The sequence below is a fragment of the Arthrobacter sp. Y3223166 genome (assembly GCF_059090935.1).
This window is the reverse complement of the sequence record NZ_JBNHGE010000016.1, coordinates 32,824-50,341: the sequence shown is the minus strand read 5'-3', so window position 1 is coordinate 50,341 and position 17,518 is coordinate 32,824. Positions and strand designations below refer to the sequence as shown.

Sequence of the window (17,518 nt, the reverse complement as noted above, 5' to 3'; positions counted from 1 at the left end):
GAGGAAGAACGCGACCGGTCGGCCAACGCGCTGAGTGAACTGCTGGACCGCGCAAGGCAACAGGGAAACTGCGGCGGGACTTCGCCCACCAGGACGTGCCGCTCATTCTCATGGCCATCGCGGGCGTGGTCACGGCCACGCGGCGTGGTGGCGATCGGGGGCCACTGCGGCTGGCCTATGGACATTGAAAGGGGCAAGAACGGGGAACTGTACATTCTGCAGTGCCTGGCCGGAGACCGTCCAGTCCCGCAAGGCCGCGGGCATCTTATCACCGTCGTCCAACCCGGCGAGTTGAGGCGGGAATGCCGGCAAGACACCGGATTGGACGACGATGACCGCGCGTTACGGACGGGTGCCCGGGGTGCCCGTCATCAGGCGATGGTTTCCCGCCTGGCCTCTGTGGGGCTCATATCGAAGCGTTGGCGGAACGTCCGGGAAAAGTGCGACGCCGACGTGAAGCCTGAGCGCTCGGCGATCTCGGCGGCCGACATGAGGCGGCAATCAGGTGACGTGAGCATCGACCACGCCCACTTCAACCGACGGTGCTGGATCTCCTGGGCCACCGTTGAATTAACGGCGGCGAAGACGCGGCTCAAATGGCGCGCACTCAGGTTTAGGGCTGCAGCAATCTCGACCACGGACAGGTCCGGTGCACCGAGATGGTCATCGATATAGGCGATCGCCTCGCTGTAGTAGTCATTCGAAGTGTCACGATGCTTGCCGGACAACTGGCGCATTGCGCGCAGCGCATCACCCACAAAGAGGTCGCCGAAATCGTGCGGATCTATTCCGGCCGGCGGTTCGAACGCCCCTTGGAGGACATCCAGGAGACGGCGAGTAGCTTGGCTCTCCAGACTGCTCCCGGAGTGCCGCATGACCTTGAGTGACCGGAACGCATCCTCCATCCCGACGTCGGCCAGGAGGTATCGGGGGACCGTTGCCACAACAGCATGCATCCCCTCGGAAAACCCCAGCATGAACGGACTGTCGGAGTCGTACACCGCGACCTCGCCCTGCTTGACGAGCACCGGAGAGGTTCCGTTGAAGTGGAATGACTCGCCAGACAGGACGTAGGTGAACATCAACGATTCGCCCTGCATGCGCTGCGCCATGGCCGGGGTACGCTCCACGGTGTGCGCGTTGCCGGTGATGTCTGCCACCGACATGCCGTTAACGACGGCGCTGCGCATGGACCCCATGAGACCGGTGGTGGAGGGTGAGCCGGCTTTTAGGCCGATCAGGTGATTGCGGTTCTGAGCCTCCCACACGGCATTGCGCAGGTTGGGGGCGACATGGTGGGTACTGACGGTCTGGACCCCATGCTCATCCATGAACAATGCCGACTCCAAGGCGGAATCCACGTTGCGATTGCGGAGCAGGTGTGTCATAGGGCCGCCTTGTCCGGGTCCATGTCGGAATTGCTCAATGATACCGAAGCGAGCTGCGTCAACTCTTCATTGGAGTTCATCAGTTCCAGGATGTTGTGCGCATTGAGCTCGTCCCCTCGCAGCGAACCTCGAACCCGGCCGGCATGGAACACGATGACCTCGTGGCAGATGGCGGACAGTTCCAGGGGATCGGAGGAGACGACGACCTGGACGGCACCGGCTCGGGCCTGCTCCAGCATGACCGTGTAGATCTCGGTCTTGGCACCGACATCGATGCCGCGCGTGGGGTCGTCCAGGAGGATCACGGATGGGTCCGCTTCCAGCCATTTCGCGAAGACGACCTTCTGCTGATTCCCACCGGAGAGCGTGCCGACGTGCTGCTCCACCGAGGCTGTCTTGATCCCGAGCCGTTCCACGAGGACCCGCGCCCGTTCCCTGAGGGAGCCTGCCTGGACCAGGGTCCCGCGGCGGCCCAGTCCAATGTAGCCGACCTGGGCTATATTCTCCCACACCGGCTTGTCGAGCATGACGCCGTATCTTTTGCGGTCACCCGAGACAATCGCGACGCCCTGGCGAATGGTGTTTCGCAGGCCCTGGCCCAGCGCGCGACCGTCCGGGAGGCTGACCGTTCCGCGATCCTTGCGGACGACGCCGGCCGCGACGCCGAGCACTGTGCGGTGCCCGGCGCCGGCCACTCCCGCGAGTCCGATGATCGTCCCCCTCCGGGCCGAGAAGCTCACATCCTCGATTTCCCCGGCCACTGTGACTCCGGAGAACTCCAGCGCCCCCTCGTGTAGGTGGGCCGAGACGTTTGCCAGGGCTGCGGTTCGGCCCATCGCGGCAGCGGCCTTGTCGCCGAGCATCTGCGCCACGATCTTGTCGACGGTCAGGGTCGCGGCAGGGACGCTCGGCGCCGCCACCCGGCCGTCGCGCATGATGGTGACGGTGTCGCAGACATCCAGCACGTCTTCCAGGTGGTGGGAGACGTAGACGATGGACACGCCGCGGTCGGCCAGCCGGCGCAGCACCTGATGCAGCCGGTCGGTCGCCGACTCGTGCAGGGCCGACGTCGGCTCATCCAGGATCAGCACCCGGGGATCAGTGCACAGCGCCCGTGCGATCTCGAGGAGTTGACGCTGTTCCAATGGCAGGTCGCCGACTGCTTCGTCGAGATCCACGTCCAGGCCCAGCTCAGCCAGGACGGGAATGGCGCGTGCCCGCATTGCCCGTCGGTTAACCATCCCGAACCGGAGCATCTCCCTCATCGGGAAGAGGTTGGCCAGTGCATCCAGGTCCGGGAACAGGCTGAGCTCCTGGGAGACCACGGCGATCCCGCTCGACACGGCATCGGCGGAGTCCTCCGGCCTGCTCTCCCTATCGTCCAGCCGGACGGTACCCCCGTCTGGCCGCACCGCACCGACGAGCACCTTCACGAGAGTCGACTTCCCGGCACCGTTCTCTCCGAGCAGGGCGTGGATACTGCCCCTGTCGACCGACAGGTCGACGCCGGCCAAGGCCACAATCCCGCCGTAGCTCTTGCGGATTCCCTCTACCTTCAGCATGTCCTCGCTCCTTACTATCGGCTCTACGGCAGGTCGCGGATCTCAGGGTTCGAGTCAATGTCTTCGATCTGCGGGCGGAAGTACTCCAGCTTCTCCGCGTTGCTGCCCGCCTGGCGCTCGATGACCGCGGACACCTTGTCTTGGGTGATCACCTGCGTGGGAAGGACCCACCAGCCCTTCGTGAGCTCGCGCTCACCCAGGGCGTTCTCGATCAGGGCCCTCGTGGACATGTATCCCTTGAGGAAGTGCTGCGGGTCCGCCGAGGCGAAGTTCGTGCCATCGGCTACGGCTTCCAGACCGGCGTCGTTCAGGTCGAAGGCGCCGGTGAGCAAATTGCCGCCGTTCTCACGATTGATCCGGGCCAGGGACGCCAGGCCGGCGTCACCGGCGTCCATGAAGACCGTGGCGTCCTTGTTTGCATCGACCAAGTTCTTCCAGGCGCTCGAGTTGCCGGTCGGGTCAGGGGCAGACGCCACGGGGCCCACCACGGTGAAGTCCGGCAGGGCGGCCTCGAAGGCGTCCTTCATGCCCTGGGCGCGCAGGTCAAGCGTCGGCACTCCCGGGATCGGGCTCGCGACCACGGCACTACCCTTCGTGACGCCCTCTTCCTTGAGCAGGCGGATGGCTTCCTTGGCGAGAAGCTCGCCGGCGGCGACGTTGTCGTTGCCGAGGTGGGTGGTGACGTTGCTGCCCTCAAGGGCGGGGACGTCGACGGACACGACCGGGATGCCCTGCTTCACTGCGGTGGCCTGGGTGCGGATGAGGAGGTCCGGGGTCAGGCTCATGATGGCGATGCCGTCTGGGGCCGTGCGCATGGCGTCCTCCATCATGCGCACCTGAGCCTGTCCGTCCAGCGACGTGGGTGCCAGGAGCTGGACGTCGACGCCGAATTCCTCGGCCGCGGCCTCCGCCCCCTTGAGCATCTCCTGGGTGAAGTTCTGGCTCCCGTCGGCGCCGATGAAGGCCAGTCGGATCTCATCTGCTGTCTTGCTGCCGGCGACCTCGTGGCCGGCAGCCTGGCTGCCGCAGGCGGCCAGGGTCGTGGCGAGCACTGCGGCGATCGCCAGCGTACCGAAGCGGGCGCGCCGCGCCGTGAGTTTCGTGGTGCGGTTCATGGGGTTTCTCCTCAGGTGATATGTCATCCGGTCCTGCCGGGCGAACTGGTGGGGTGATGGGTGGACGTGGTGTGCCGGGTCAGAGGGCGGGCCGCGCGCTCCTGGCGCGGCGATTGCGGACGAAGGCGTCGAGCGTGACGGCGAGCAGGATCACGGCGCCGAGGGCGAACTGGTTCCACTGGATCGGGACCCGGAAGTAGGCCAGTCCAGTGGCGACGACGCCGAGGAGGATGGCACCGAGGGAGGCGCCAACGATCGTGGCACGGCCACCGGCGAGGGCGGTTCCGCCGATCACCGCCGCTGCAATGGCCTGCAGCTCATAGCCGGTGCCGGTGTTGGGGTCGGCTGATCCCAGGTACCCGACGCTCAGCACGCCGGCAAGGCCCCCGAGGAATCCGGTGAGGACGAATGCCTGGGTCCGGACACGGTGGACGGGGATGCCGCTGAAGGCAGCGGCTTCGGGATTCGATCCGATGGCCCGCACCCGGTAGCCGAACGTGGTGACCCGGAGCACGAGCGTCAGCACCACCACGACGGCGATGAGCACCAGCCCGGGAACAGGGACGCCCAGGACCGAGCCGCCGACGATCCGGGTGAAGGAGTGATCGAGCGGAGCGCCGAGGATCTGGCGGCCCTCGCTGAAGGCGAGGCCGAAGCCGCGGAAGAGAGCCAGGGTCGCGAGCGTTGCCACGATCGACGGCAGCCGGACGTACCGGATGAGCAGGGCATTGATGTACCCGAGCGCCGACCCCAAAGCGAGGGCCAGCACGGCGGCCATCCATGGATTCACCTCGGACTGGATGAGAATGGCGCACCCGAGTGCGGTCATCGCGAACATGGACCCCACGGACAGGTCGAGTTCGCGCATCGCGAGCAGGAACGCCATGCCACACGCCAGGATGCCGATGTACGCTGCATTCCCGAGGATCGACATCTGCTGGTCGAAGGCCAGGAAGCGTGGATGGAACGCACCGATCAAGAGGATCAGAACCACGATGGCGATCGCCACGCCCAGGTACTCCTGCCTGGCGATGGCGGACAGGATGCCTGAGCCGCGCTTTCCCCGAGAGGGGCGGTCCGGACTGCTGGTGCCGGACCGATCGGACCGGGCTTGATCAGACGTGGTCGCCGGTGGCGCGAGGACGCGGTCACCTTGCGAGTCGGCATGGATGATCTCCGTCATACTCTCTCCTTTGGGGCTGCGACCCCTGAACTACCGCAAAGGCGCCGGGTGGTCGGGGCGCTGCGAAAAGCGCCCTGAGATGTGACATACATCATGCTCAGGTGTGTCGGGTCGCTGGCCGGAGGCCCTAACTACGTCTCGTACAGGCAAGGCCGATGTCCGCTCCAGTACACCGAGGGGGTCCGGAGGTATGTCCGTTACCGCACACGACCCGCGGGCTGATCCGGGCGCCAGGGGCCAAATTGGGTCAGATGTGGCCGGAGGGCGCCCGGTCCGCGAGGTCCGGGCTTGACTGAGAGCGACATGATCCTGTGCCAGATCGGACACGCATCTGCTCGCAACGTGTTACGCGTCACTCGCGGCCTTTACTGGAGCAACGTCCACGGCATCTGCCGCCGGGCGTTCACGAGAAAGGCAGTGACATGACCGCAGTTTCAGACGACATCCGGGTTGGCCAGGGCGCCCGGTCGGGCCGGCTGCACGTCAGCGAGAGCTTCGACGAGATGATGGCTCGACTGGACGGCATCGAGGCAACGGTCCGGGCCAACGCGGCAGACCACGACAAGTATGGACGGCTCGCGCCCAGCACGATCGAGGCGTTAAAGAACGCACGGGTCTTCGACATTGGTGTTCCCCGGGAATTGGGGGGCATGGAGTTCTCACCGCGGCAGGTCATCCGGGTCATCGAGCGGATCACCGCCATGGATGCCGCTACCGGCTGGGTTGTCATGGCGGTGCAGATGATCACGGGAACCACGGCCGCGTATCTCGGTGAGGAAGCGGCCCGGGAGTACTTCTCCGACCCGGATTACCCGCTCATGGCCGGACACGGGACCAAGTTCGGTCAAGCGGTCAAGGTTGACGGCGGCTACCGCCTCAGCGGTCGCTGGCACTTCGCGTCCGGCTCCCAGTTGGCGGACGTCATTCACACCGCGGCGATGAGTGACGAGGGCGAGGCCCTGATCTTCACCCTCCCGAAATCGCAATGCACGATGATCGACAACTGGGACGTGATGGGCCTTCGCGCCACCAGCTCGGACGACTACAGCATTGACGATGTGTTCGTGCCCGAGAGCCACGTCTACCACGTGGCCACCAAGGAGCCGCTGCATGGCGGGGCCATCTACGAGGTCGGGCTGGCCAACATGTCCGGAATTCAGCATGGTGGCTGGGCACTCGGGATGGGCGCCCGACTGCTTGAGGAGATGCGCAAGCTGGCGAAGGTCAAGTCGCAGCGGCCGGGAGACGGCACCACGACCGACCAGTTCTATGCGGAGTACGCCCAGGCCGAGGCAAAGATGCGGGCAGCCCGTGCGTTCCTGCTGGAGACCTGGGCGGACAATGAAGCAACGCTCGACCGTGGCGAGGCACTGTCCACGCACCAGGAGAGCCTGACCCGGCTGTCACTCAACAACGCCACGTGGACCGCGCACGAGGTCTGCATGACGGTGTACAAGTGGGCGGCCACAGCCGCGCTCCGCGAAGGAGACCTGCAGCGCTACTTCCGCGACATGCACGCCGGCACCCAGCACGTGAGCTCCGGGGCGGTCGTGCTCCAGCAAGTCGGCAAGCAGCTCGCCGGTCTGGCAGAGGGGGCGGACTGGGTGTTCTTCTCCCTCTCGGACCCTCGGCAGGAGGCCTGAGATGACCATCGTTGTCGATGTGGACAAGAGCCGTTCCGCGAAGGCGGTCGATGCCTTCAAGAACGCCTTCCGCCACTACCCGGCCGGTGTCTCGGTGATCACGGGCGACGCTGGTGACGGGCCGGTCGGGCTCACCGCCACCTCTGTAATCTCCGTGTCCGCTGACCCCCCGGTGGTGGTCTTCTCCCTCTCGGCGTTCTCCTCGGCGACGGAGAAATTGAGGGAGTCCAAGACCCTCGTAGTCCACCTGATGGAGTCCTCGCACCTGCAGCTGGCCCAGACCTTCTCCACCCGCGGCATCGACCGATTCGCCGCACCGACCCGGTGGGGGCGGCTCCGCACGGGAGAGCCGGTCCTCCTGGATGCCACGGCGTGGTTGCGTGGACACGTCATCGAGCGGATGGACGTTGCCGGTTCCATCATCGTGGCCCTGGAGGTGCTTGAGGCCAATGTCCGTGGAGATGACACCGCCGGGGACCCCCTCGTCTACCACAACCGCTCGTGGCACCGGTTGTCTGAGGGCAGCCGCCTTGAGTGACGACCGCCGCTGACGTGAGGACTGCGCCCCGCAGTCACCTGACCCCCGAGATTGGAGTGCAAGATGGCCCTCGATGAGCCGACCCAGACCTTCCTCAGGACCATGGCGAACAGTATCCCCGCCGGAGCCCCACCCCTGTGGGAAATGCCGGTCGAACAGGCACGTGCCATGGCCTCCAGTGGGCGTGCACAACTGGGCACCGGGCCGGAGATGCACGCCGTTGAAAACCTGAGCCTGGAGAACGACGACTCCTCCCGGTTCGCGGTGCGCGTCCTCCGTCCCGCCGAGACGGTCACGGCGACGGTCGTCTTCTTCCACGGCGGAGGGTGGGTGCTCGATGACATCGATGGCTACGACACCCTCGGGCGTGAGTTGGCGGCCCGCAGTGGGGCCGAAGTCGTCCTGGTGAACTACCGCAAGGCCCCCGAGCACCCTTTTCCCGCCGCCACGGAGGACGCGTGGACCGCCGTGCGATGGGCCGGACAACGTGCCGCGGGTAGGAGGCTGGTCGTTGCCGGTGAGAGCGCGGGGGCTAATCTCGCCGCCGGCGCCGTGATCCGGGCCCGGGATTCCGGCGCGCCGAAGATCGACGGGCAGGTACTCGTCGTGCCCGCGGTCGACTCCGACACATCACGTCCCTCGTTCCATGACCCGGAGCAGCAGACGATCCTCAACAGGTCGCTGATGGAATGGTTCTGGCGACTGTATCTTCCCGACGAGGATCTCCGGAGGGATCCACGGGTCGCTCCACTGCATACTGCAGATCTCGCCGGTCTTCCTTCGACGCTCGTCTTCACAGCCGAGCATGACATCCTGCGCACCGAGGGTGAGGAGTTCGCATCTAAGCTGCTGGAGAACGGCACACCGGTCGAGCATCGGCCGGTGTCCGGGCAGATGCACACCTTCTTCGGTCTCATCAACGTCCTGCCCGCGAGCCTGCAGACCGTGGAGGCCATTGCCGCCTGGGTCCGTGAAGAACGGTCGGTGTGACCGGTGAGGCGGGACCTCGGTCGGCTGGCCTACGCTCATGACACCCTCGCGCAACGCGTCGTCCTCCGCACTGGCCAGGCGGTCCGCGTCGTCGCCGAGGAAACGGACCGCCTGGGGGGTCGGCGGACCATGCTCATCGCGGGACAGTCGGGGGCCGCGGTGGCAGACAGGATCGCCGCCGGCCAATCAGTGGTGCTGCGCTGGGACGAGGTGCGGGAGCACGTCCCCCTCGAACTGGCCCTCCGGGCACGGGCAGCAGCGGCCGCTGAGGCCATCGACCTCGTGATCGCCGTCGGCGGCGGTTCTGCCATCGGTCTAGCCAAGGCGATCGCCATGGAGCTCGACGTGGACATCGTCGCTGTTCCGACGACCTATGCCGGTTCGGAGGCCACCCATGTCTGGGGCCTGACGGACAACGGCGTCAAGACAACCGGAACCCATGCCCGCGTCCTGCCTGCCGTCGTCATCTACGATGCGGAGCTGACGATGTCATTGCCTGTCAGCCTCACGGTGGCCTCGGGACTCAACGGGCTCGCCCACTGCGTGGATTCGCTCTGGGCACCACGGACTGATCCCATCAGCCAGGCCATGGCCTTGGACGGGGCCCGGATGCTGGCACTTGGCTTGTCCGCTGTCACCGCTGACCCTGAGGATCTCGGGGGGCGTGAGCATTGTCTGCACGGGGCTTACCTTGCGGCCGTGGCTTTCGCCGGCGCCGGATCAGGGATGCACCACAAGATCTGTCACGTGCTCGGCGGGGCCTTCGGACTGCCCCATGCCCCGATGCACGCTGCGGTGCTGCCCCACGTCCTGGCCCACAACGCGCCGTCCGTTCCCACAGAGGCTGGCCGGCTGGCCCTTGCACTGGGTTCCACCGGGGCCAGCGTGGGGCATGATCCTGGTCAGGCCGCTGTGGATGCCCTGGAGGACCTCCGCACTCGGCTCGATGCGCCGCGGAGCCTGGCCACCGTGGGGCTGGACAAAAACCACCTGCTCGATGCCGTGGCGCGCTGCCTGCCCGCGATGCCTGATTCCAACCCTGTCAGGGTCACTGAGGAGTCACTGGCCTCTTTGCTCTATGCCGCGTGGGCAGGGTTCACTCCTGTCCTCAACCGGGAGTCCCGGGACCTCGCTGTCCCGGCTTCCTAATGACCCGCCATGATCGAACCGGCTCCGGCCGACGAAAGGACCGAGATGACCGCTGAGACCACTACCGACACGTCAGAAAGCCGTTCGCCCTCCCGAGGAGGAAACGATGAGGGCGGCCGCACCGTATCGGTGTCCCGCGAGCAAGCCGCGCGTGAACAGGCGCTGGTGGATGAAGTCGTCTCGTCCTTCGAATCGACACCATCCCCGCGGCTCCGGCAGCTGATGCAGGCGCTAGTCCGGCATCTCCACGCCTTTGCCCGGGAAGTCCGCCTGAGTGAGGAGGAATGGGAGGCCGCCGTAAGGTTCCTGACCGAGGCGGGTCACATTACCACGGACGCGCGCCAGGAGTTCGTCCTTCTGTCGGACACTCTGGGCCTGTCCATGCAGACGATTGCCATCAACAACGAGGCCCACGGGGACGCGACGGAGGCCACCGTCTTCGGCCCGTTCTTCGTGGATGGCGCGCCGCTCATCCTAAACGGTGAAGACATGGCCTTCGGCGCCCATGGCCGGCCGTGCTGGGTCGAAGGCCGCGTGACAGACACTGACGGAAACCCGGTGCCGGGCGCCCGTATCGAGGTCTGGGAAGCGGACGAGGCCGGCTTCTATGACGTGCAGTACGGGGACGGTCGCACAGCAGCCCGCGCCCACCTGTTCAGCGAACCTGACGGCACCTACCGGTTCTGGGGGATTACCCCCACGCCGTATCCGATCCCTCATGACGGTCCGGTCGGGAAGATGCTGCAATCGGTCGGACGGTCGCCGATGCGCACCAGCCATCTGCATTTCATGGTGTCCGCTGAGAACCTCCGGACCTTGGTGACACACATCTTCGTCAATGGCTGTGACTACCTGGACCAAGACTCGGTGTTCGGCGTCAAGGAGTCCTTGATCAAGGACTTCGTGATCCAACCGGCCGGCACTCCCACCCCAGACGGGCGGGAGCTCGGCGACCGAGACTGGAGCTCGGTGCGATTCGACATCGTCCTCGCGCCAGCCGCCCAGGACCGGGACCCCCAGGCGGCGGTCGCGGCCGTCCTGGACTGAGTGACGAGGACCTGCACGGCCCGGCCGTGTCGATGAGCACGTGTCGGCGTGGTGCTGTCCGGTCGCCGTCTCACCCGGCGGAGTAGGACTGTGGCAGCAGGGAGGGGAGTGCAGTGGGCAGCGGGAACTGCCAGAGTTCGGCGAAGGCCAGGTCAGCCGGACGGCCGCCGAGGCGAAACGGCTGTGAATGGGCCCCGACGGCGGGACGCCGGCTGGCGAGGTGCTCCAACGGATCGGCGGTGGCCGGCACGGCGGCAGCCAGCAACCAGGTATCAGCCTCGTACTTCCGCAGTGAGAGAGGGATTATCAAGTTGGCAGGCCGGTCCCGGCTGAAAAAACTCAGACCGGTCCGGCCGGCCTGGCTGTGGCGAAAGGTCTACGATTAAAAGACGGCTCGACGACTCTGGCGGCCGCGTCGGGTCCGGTGTAAGCCCGTTATTGTCAACGTCTGAGAGAGTGCGCGGCGATCCGCGCAAGGAGACAGGTCAGCCGGGCCCTGGTCGCATGCGGCCACGTCGCGCCGGCGTTTTCCTTCGGAGCCGACCACGCCGCGAGCCACTCGTGCGCCTGCTTGATCGCCGGAGCCTGTCGATGGCACGTTCGCATTAAACCTCGCTCAGTGCTGTTGTGGTTCCGACGCGGTTTCCGTGATCAGTACCGGGGGAACCAGCCTAGTCCCGGTGGCAGGTTCCGCACATGACTGGGTGCATGAACTCAAGGTTGTTCGGCTACGGAACGTTCTCCCAGCCCAGTGAGACGAGCCCCGACGCTGGCGGCTCTTGTGACAAAACCGTCACCAGATGTTAGAGCGCAAACCCTAAATTCGTGAAGCACCCTATTGAGTGCTTACTGAGTACTCAATAGGCTGCTTCTGTGAACTCTCGTACTGATCGACGTATCGAGCTGGGGTTAACACAGAGCGCCGCTGCTATAAGCGCCGGTCTCAGCCTCGCAACCTGGCTGAGACTTTGCATTACGGCGGAGCGGAGGTAACGCCCGGTAAGACCTCTACCGAGATCGACGCGACACAGATCCTGATGATGTTCTGGAGGCGTCGAGCCAGGTGTCGGCTAGTCTGATCAAAGGACTGCCCGAGGACCGTTCAAAGTTTGACGAACTCCGTGGGGAGCGAGCAGGACATTAGCCACCTGAAGACTTTCCGAAGGCCGCACTCCAAGAGGTTATTCGGTTACGGAACGTGGTTGAATTTAGATTCAATGTGTAGTTCCTGATCTCCCTCGGACCTTTTGCGATAGCCGCTAAGAACACGTGTTCTTAGCGGCCAGGCGCAGCAGTCGAGGCGAAGGCTGCCCGGCATGCCGCAATTGTCCTCGGTGTCATCATGGTTTCCTGTGCTGTAGGGTGTGGCCGCACGCTTTCGCGATGGCTATGCAGGCGGACGGGACCATAGCCGGCCGAAGGAGGTACCCCTCCCTCCTCCTCAGGTTTAGGCTCGGGGCATGGCGACATGGAAGCCGGACCCCCTGTGGTGGCCCTTTGCGATCTGTCTACTCGGGCTGACCGTGGCGAATCTGATTCTGATCCTCGTATCCGCCCCCGTCTGGGCGCGGCTAATCCCCGCATGGCTGTACATCCTTTTCTTTATTGTCGCCATGTCGGTGCTCCTGCGGCGGCGCGCGCTACCTAAGAGGGACAGCACTACCCAGTCCCGGAGACGCACCCCGTAGGTTGTGGCCATGCCATTTCCCGGCAATCTTCAAGTACCGCGGAGCCATCCCATCGGAACGGTCCACGCACGATGCCTGCCAAGTTGAATCTGCGGCATGGCCTGTGGTGTGGGCGCGGGATCAGTTGCCCAAGTGGGGCAGGATAGGAAGCATGCGATTTATTCCGAAGCGTCAGGCATCGACCGCTCGCTCGGTGTCGAGCACTCTCAAGGCTGATCCCGAGGCGGTGGAATCCGCCACCGGACCCGGAGTGAAGCCGCAGGAACCGCGCGGGATTTTCGCCGCCGGCGTTGACCGCACGGCTCTGTGGACTGGACGGGCCGTTGTCATCGCTATCGGTTTAGTGCTGGCCTGGTGGCTGGTCCGTTCGCTGTGGTCGGTGGTTTTCCCGACGATCCTGGCCCTGCTGCTGGCCAGCATCCTGTGGCCGGTGAACCGCCTGGCCCGCCGCCTCATGCCCAAGGCGCTGGCGGCCTTTGTCACCGTGCTCGCTGCGCTGGCTGCCGTCGTCGGAGTGCTGATACTGGTAATTCCGTCGCTGGCCTCGGGAACCGCGGGGCTGGCCGGGAAGGCACGCGAAAACCTCGGGCAGATCACCCAGTTCCTGGCCGGGCCACCGTTCAATCTTGAAAACGCGGACCTGAATTCCCTGATGGACAGCGCGGTATCCCAGATCCGCGAGCACGCCGGAGACATCGCCTCCGGGATCACCACCGGACTGGGGGCCATCACTTCGGGCACCATCATCTTTGTGCTGGTCCTGGTCTTCACGTTCTTCTGCCTCAAAGACGGCGACCGCTTCCTCGCCTGGACCAGCCGATGGACGGACGCCAAGGTCTACGTACACGCCGCCGCCGTGACCTCCCGGGCTTGGCAGACTCTGTCCGGCTACATCGCGGCGCAGGCCGCCGTCGCCCTGGTCGATGCTGTCTTCATCGGCGCCGCCCTTTTCATCCTGGGCATTCCGCTCGCCTTGCCGCTGACCATCCTGATCTTTATCGCGGCCTTCATCCCCGTCGTCGGTGCGGTGGCAACAGGTTTGCTCGCCGCCCTGATCGCCCTGATCTCCCACGGCTGGGTCACGGCCCTGATCGTGCTCGGCGTGGTGATTGTGGTCCAGCAACTGGAGAGCAACCTGCTGCAGCCGTTCCTGGTGGGAACTAAGCTGAAGATCCACCCGGCCGTGGTGCTGGCCTCGGTAACAGTCGGCGGCACCCTGTTCGGCATCGTCGGAGCTTTCCTATCGGTACCAACAACAGCGGTGGGAATTGTGGTGCTGCGTTATCTGCGGGACGTGGTCTTCCCCGTCCAACCGGAAGGGGAAGCAGAGGTAGACGGTTCTAACAGCAGCCGGCCGGAAGCCGAGGCAACCGTGGCAGGCGCGCAGGGCTAACCGCAGACCTAACCCGCCGCACCCTCCAGCGGCCAGGTGTGCACCGCCTCGTTGGTATGCATGTTGTGCGAATTCTGCCGCGTCATCTCGGCCTGCGCTGCCGGACGGTCCAGCCAGCCTCCTACAAACAGCCGCAGGGTCTTGATCTGCCAGCTGGCGCCGTTCTGTTCCGTCTAGGCGCGGGCGCGCAGGATCTCCACGTACCTGTCGATCAGATCCGGGCCCACACGAAGATCGGCCAGTCCGTCGGCGGCCAGCGGCAGCAGGCGGCGGACAATCAGCTCCGCCACCTCGAATATCTGTGACGCCCGGTTTCTGCAGCCTAACGTCGGTCCAGGGAACGCACCGCGTTCTTCTCCCGCCAAGGCAAGGACCTGACCTGCTACTTGCCTGGTGTGTGGGCGGCCGCCACTGATGCGGTGCCCTCCGGCTTCGTGGTCGATGGGGGAGCTGGGGGAGCAGATTGCTGCGGGACGGAAGCTCATGGGCTTCCGTTCCGCAGCAATGTGCGGGCCGGATCAGCAGGCGGAATTTGAATCGCCGTTTAATCGGCAGCTGCCGGTGGGAGCCAACGCGTTGGCTGTCCGGGACCGCCCTTGGTCAGGGGATCTGGGGCTTCGCGTTTTTGGCGACGATGAGGTCGATGAGGAGCTGGTCGCGCTGGTTCAGGGTCTGTGACCAGTCGTAACCGTCGAGCTCCTGCGTGACGCCGTCGGCCATGACGGGGATGTAGTCGTCGGTCTCCGGGTAGGTGCCCAGGGTCCTGGCCCACTCGCGCTGGGCCGGGCCGATGTGCTCGAGGACGTGGGTGATGCCGCCGTCGCCGCCGGAGGCGTGCAGGTTGAGGAAGGGGCCAAGCAGTGCCCACCTTAGGCCGGGGCCGTAGGAGATGGCGGTGTCGATGTCCTCGACGCTGGTCACCCCGGTAGAGACCAGGTGGAACATCTCGGTCCACAGGGCGACCTGGAGGCGGTTGGCTACGTGGCCGGGCACTTCCTTGTTGATGCGGATGGGCTTCTTGCCGATCTCGGTGTAGAAGGCCAGGGCCCGGTCCACGGTCTCGGGCGAGGTCTGCCGACCGCCGAGCACTTCGACCAGCGGGATCAGGTGCGGCGGGTTGAACGGGTGCCCGAGGACCATGCGCTCGGGGTGCTGCATGCCCTGCTGGACGTCTGTGATCAGCAGCCCGGACGAGGAGGTCGCGATGATGGCCTTGTCGCTGGCGCCGGCTTCGATCTGGGCCAGCATGGCGTGCTTGACCTCCAGACGCTCCGGTCCATTCTCCTGGATGAACTCGGCGCCGCTCACGGCCTCGGTGATCGAGGCGGTGAACCGAAGATTGTCTTTGGTGGCACCCTCGGCCAGGCCGATGGTCTCCAGGGCTGGCCAAAAGTCCTCGACCCAGCGGCGCAGTCGGTCCTCGGCCCCGTCTGCGGGGTCAGAGGCGACGACCGTGAATCCTTGAGCCAGGTAGTACGCGGCCCAGCTGGCGCCGATGACGCCGGTTCCAACGACGGCGATCGTCCGGTTGGAGTTGCTTGTGATGCTCATGGTGATTGTCCTTTCAGGTACTGCTTGTTTGTGAGGCTGCTTGTCCGGGTGCTACCGGATGTCCTCGAAGATCCGCTTGCTCGTGAGCATCTTGGCGGCGACGATCATGACCACTGCGGCCGCGATGAAGACCAGGAGCGGGAGCGTCCACCCTCCGGATAGGGACGAGAGCACTCCGCCGAGGAAGGGGCCGACGGTGCCGAAGGCGTAGCCGATGCCCAGGCTGAATCCGGTGACGGTGGAAGAGCCCTCGGGGGTCCGGGTGCGCTGGTTGAACATGACCATCGCGAACGGGAACGCGCCGCCGGAGATGCCGGCGATGACGGCCCATAGCCCGGCCGCGCCGGGAGCAACCATGATGCCGGTGTAGCCGATGATGGAGGCCACGGGGAAGAGGATGCCCAGCCAGAACGGGTTCTTCATGCGGGTGGCGATGATCGGGGTGATCAGGGCCATCGGCAGGGTCAGGAACGTGTAGATGGAGTACATTCCGGCCGCGCCCGCCTCATCGAGGCCCTGGGCCTGGAAGATGGTGGGCAGCCACGCGAGCATGGCGTAGGTGTTCAACGCGGCCATGCCGTAGAAGATAGCCCCGCCCAGAGAGATCGGGTTGGTGAACAGCTTGGCGATGCCGACCTTCTGCGCTGCGGGGCCCGTGCCGGTTCCTTGGGTCGCGGTGTCCTGGCGTCCGGAGCGCACGGCGGCCAGGATCCACGGGAGTGCGGCGAGCACCATGAGGATGGCATAGGAGGCGACCGAGGCCCGCCAGCCGGCGGCGTTAGACATGGGGACCGCGAGCATGGCGGGGACGGTGGCTCCGGCCTGGGTCATGAGGGTCAGCACGGTCATGGCGGTGCCCTGCCGGTCCGGGAAGTACCGCTTGACCAGCGGCGGGCCGACCACGTTGCCGATGCCCATGCCGAACAGGGCGATCGCTCCGAAGGCTAGGAACCCGATGGCCGAATCCCCGATCACCCGCAGCACGGTGCCGAGGACGCCCAGGGCCATGGCCACCACGGCCATCTTCGCCGGGCCGAGGCGCCGGATGAAGACCGGGGCCACGAAACCGGCGACGCCGAAGGCGATCGTGGGCAGCATGCCGAGGATCGTCGCGCCAGTGGTACCGAGGGCAACGTCGTCCTGGATCCGGCCCAGGATCGGCGAGATGCCGGTCACCGCATGGCGCAGGGAAAACGCCATGAGGATCAGGCCGACGAAGTAGAGAATCCGCCCCCGCCAGGGTTTCCGGACCGGGGCTGCCTGTGTGGATTGGGATTGGGAAGTGGTGCTCATCAGACGGCCGCCTTGGAGTCGCCATCGATGGGGAACATCTGGCCCGAGATGGTGCGGGCGTGCGGTCCGGCGAGGAAGAGGACCAGCTGGGCGATGTCGTCGGGGTTGATGAACTGCTTGACCGATTGGTTGGCCATCGCGCTGTCGATCTCCTCCTGCACGGTACGGCCGGAGACCGCAGCGCGGCCTTCGAAGACGCTCATGATGCGCGGGCCGTCGACGGCGCCCGGGTGGATGGTGTTGGAGGTAATGCCGAACTGGCCCAGTTCCAAGGCCAGGGTCTTGGCGAAACCGACCAGGCCCCACTTGGTAGTGGAATAGGCAACCCGGTTCGGGTAGCCAAAGCGGCCGGCCAGCGACGACATTGTGATGATCGAGGCGGCCTCCGACCGCTTGAGCAGCGGGATGACCGCCTGCGTGACGTTGAACGTGCCCTGCAGGTTCACACCTACGACGGCGGCGAAGGCGTTCGCATCGTACTTGTCGACAGGGGCGGTGGGGCCGGCGATGCCGGCGTTGTTCACCAGCACGTCCAAACCGCCGAGCCTCGTGTTGACGTCTTGAGCGAGCACCTTCCCGGCCTCCGGGGCGCTGACATCGACCACCGAACCGCTGATGTTGGAGTACTCCGCGGTAACCGCGGCTACGGCGTCGGCGTTAATGTCCGCGATGTGCACGTGTGCACCTGTGGCGGCGAAGGCCTTGGCGATGGCCAGGCCGATTCCGTTTGCTCCGGCCGTGACCAGAACGCGCTGCGACATTGTCTTCTCCTTGTGGTGATTTACCAGGCGGGGACAAAGGCGGGTGGGGTAGTGACCTCGTCAGTGTCCGAGACGCAACTTATATGCGTATGCATCTACCATGGGCCCGTGAAGGTTGACGTGTCAACTAATGTGAGGGAGTAGACAGATTAGGCGGAATCCTTAAAACCTTTTGCCCCGGAGGCAGCGTTGTCTCAACCAGGCTGGCGGCGAGTGG

Annotated in this window: 14 protein-coding genes; 6 read left to right on the top strand and 8 right to left on the bottom strand. The window is 65.5% G+C overall.

All coding sequences use genetic code 11. The annotated features are described in order from the left end of the window. Nucleotides 1-371: 371 nt before the first annotated feature. From AC5RUH_RS09475 to AC5RUH_RS09460, 4 genes are all read right to left on the bottom strand, one after another. The gene (locus AC5RUH_RS09475) at nucleotides 372-1,388 is read right to left on the bottom strand and encodes a helix-turn-helix domain-containing protein (RefSeq protein ID WP_494128432.1); all 1,017 of its coding nucleotides are present in this window, start codon (nucleotides 1,386-1,388) and stop codon (nucleotides 372-374) included. Then, complete coding sequence (locus AC5RUH_RS09470) at nucleotides 1,385-2,950, bottom strand: sugar ABC transporter ATP-binding protein (RefSeq protein WP_494128431.1); 1,566 nt, start codon at nucleotides 2,948-2,950, stop codon at nucleotides 1,385-1,387. The genes AC5RUH_RS09475 and AC5RUH_RS09470 overlap by 4 nt, the downstream gene beginning before the upstream one ends. Before the next feature lie 23 nt (nucleotides 2,951-2,973). Continuing rightward, on the bottom strand, nucleotides 2,974-4,065 hold the full coding sequence (locus AC5RUH_RS09465) for a sugar ABC transporter substrate-binding protein (protein WP_494128430.1): 1,092 nt from the start codon (nucleotides 4,063-4,065) through the stop codon (nucleotides 2,974-2,976). A gap of 79 nt (nucleotides 4,066-4,144) precedes the next feature. Further along, the gene (locus AC5RUH_RS09460) at nucleotides 4,145-5,248 is read right to left on the bottom strand and encodes an ABC transporter permease (RefSeq protein WP_494128429.1); all 1,104 of its coding nucleotides are present in this window, start codon (nucleotides 5,246-5,248) and stop codon (nucleotides 4,145-4,147) included. 422 nt (nucleotides 5,249-5,670) lie between these two features. Here AC5RUH_RS09460 and AC5RUH_RS09455 point away from each other — a divergent pair, with 422 nt between their 5' ends. The 5 genes from AC5RUH_RS09455 to AC5RUH_RS09435 all read left to right on the top strand — a co-directional run bounded on the left by AC5RUH_RS09455 (nucleotide 5,671) and on the right by AC5RUH_RS09435 (nucleotide 10,615). Then, complete coding sequence (locus AC5RUH_RS09455) at nucleotides 5,671-6,891, top strand: acyl-CoA dehydrogenase family protein (RefSeq protein ID WP_494128428.1); 1,221 nt, start codon at nucleotides 5,671-5,673, stop codon at nucleotides 6,889-6,891. A gap of 1 nt (nucleotide 6,892) precedes the next feature. Continuing rightward, nucleotides 6,893-7,429 (top strand): flavin reductase family protein, encoded by a 537-nt coding sequence (locus tag AC5RUH_RS09450; protein ID WP_494128427.1) that lies wholly within the window; start codon nucleotides 6,893-6,895, stop codon nucleotides 7,427-7,429. A 63-nt stretch (nucleotides 7,430-7,492) separates the two neighbouring features. Next, entirely contained in the window at nucleotides 7,493-8,419 is a 927-nt protein-coding gene (locus AC5RUH_RS09445) for an alpha/beta hydrolase (protein ID WP_494128426.1), read from the top strand. Nucleotides 8,420-8,422: 3 nt separating this feature from the next. Then, a complete protein-coding gene (locus tag AC5RUH_RS09440; RefSeq protein ID WP_494128425.1) occupies nucleotides 8,423-9,568 on the top strand; it encodes a maleylacetate reductase in 1,146 nt (381 codons plus the stop codon). A 9-nt stretch (nucleotides 9,569-9,577) separates the two neighbouring features. Beyond that, nucleotides 9,578-10,615, top strand: coding sequence for a dioxygenase family protein (locus AC5RUH_RS09435; protein ID WP_494128424.1), 1,038 nt, complete (start codon nucleotides 9,578-9,580; stop codon nucleotides 10,613-10,615). A gap of 70 nt (nucleotides 10,616-10,685) precedes the next feature. On the opposite strand, the gene AC5RUH_RS09430 is transcribed toward AC5RUH_RS09435, so the two are convergent. After that, nucleotides 10,686-10,925 carry a hypothetical protein gene (locus AC5RUH_RS09430; protein WP_494128423.1) on the bottom strand — a complete coding sequence of 80 codons (240 nt, stop codon included), beginning with the start codon at nucleotides 10,923-10,925 and terminating at the stop codon, nucleotides 10,686-10,688. A 1,529-nt stretch (nucleotides 10,926-12,454) separates the two neighbouring features. Here AC5RUH_RS09430 and AC5RUH_RS09425 point away from each other — a divergent pair. Then, nucleotides 12,455-13,696, top strand: a complete 1,242-nt coding sequence (locus tag AC5RUH_RS09425) for an AI-2E family transporter (protein ID WP_494025492.1) — start codon at nucleotides 12,455-12,457, stop codon at nucleotides 13,694-13,696. A gap of 600 nt (nucleotides 13,697-14,296) precedes the next feature. Here the strand turns inward: AC5RUH_RS09425 and AC5RUH_RS09420 are convergent. Genes AC5RUH_RS09420 through fabG form a run of 3 tightly spaced genes read right to left on the bottom strand, consistent with a single transcriptional unit; the run spans nucleotide 14,297 to nucleotide 17,301 of the window. Then, the gene (locus AC5RUH_RS09420) at nucleotides 14,297-15,247 is read right to left on the bottom strand and encodes a 3-hydroxyacyl-CoA dehydrogenase NAD-binding domain-containing protein (RefSeq protein WP_494128422.1); all 951 of its coding nucleotides are present in this window, start codon (nucleotides 15,245-15,247) and stop codon (nucleotides 14,297-14,299) included. Between the two features lie 51 nt (nucleotides 15,248-15,298). Continuing rightward, on the bottom strand, nucleotides 15,299-16,540 hold the full coding sequence (locus AC5RUH_RS09415) for an MFS transporter (protein ID WP_494128421.1): 1,242 nt from the start codon (nucleotides 16,538-16,540) through the stop codon (nucleotides 15,299-15,301). Then, nucleotides 16,540-17,301: a 3-oxoacyl-ACP reductase FabG gene (gene fabG / locus AC5RUH_RS09410; protein WP_494128420.1), complete on the bottom strand. Its 762-nt coding sequence runs from the start codon at nucleotides 17,299-17,301 to the stop codon at nucleotides 16,540-16,542. Before fabG ends, AC5RUH_RS09415 begins: the two co-directional genes overlap by 1 nt. Between the last annotated feature and the right edge of the window lie 217 nt (nucleotides 17,302-17,518).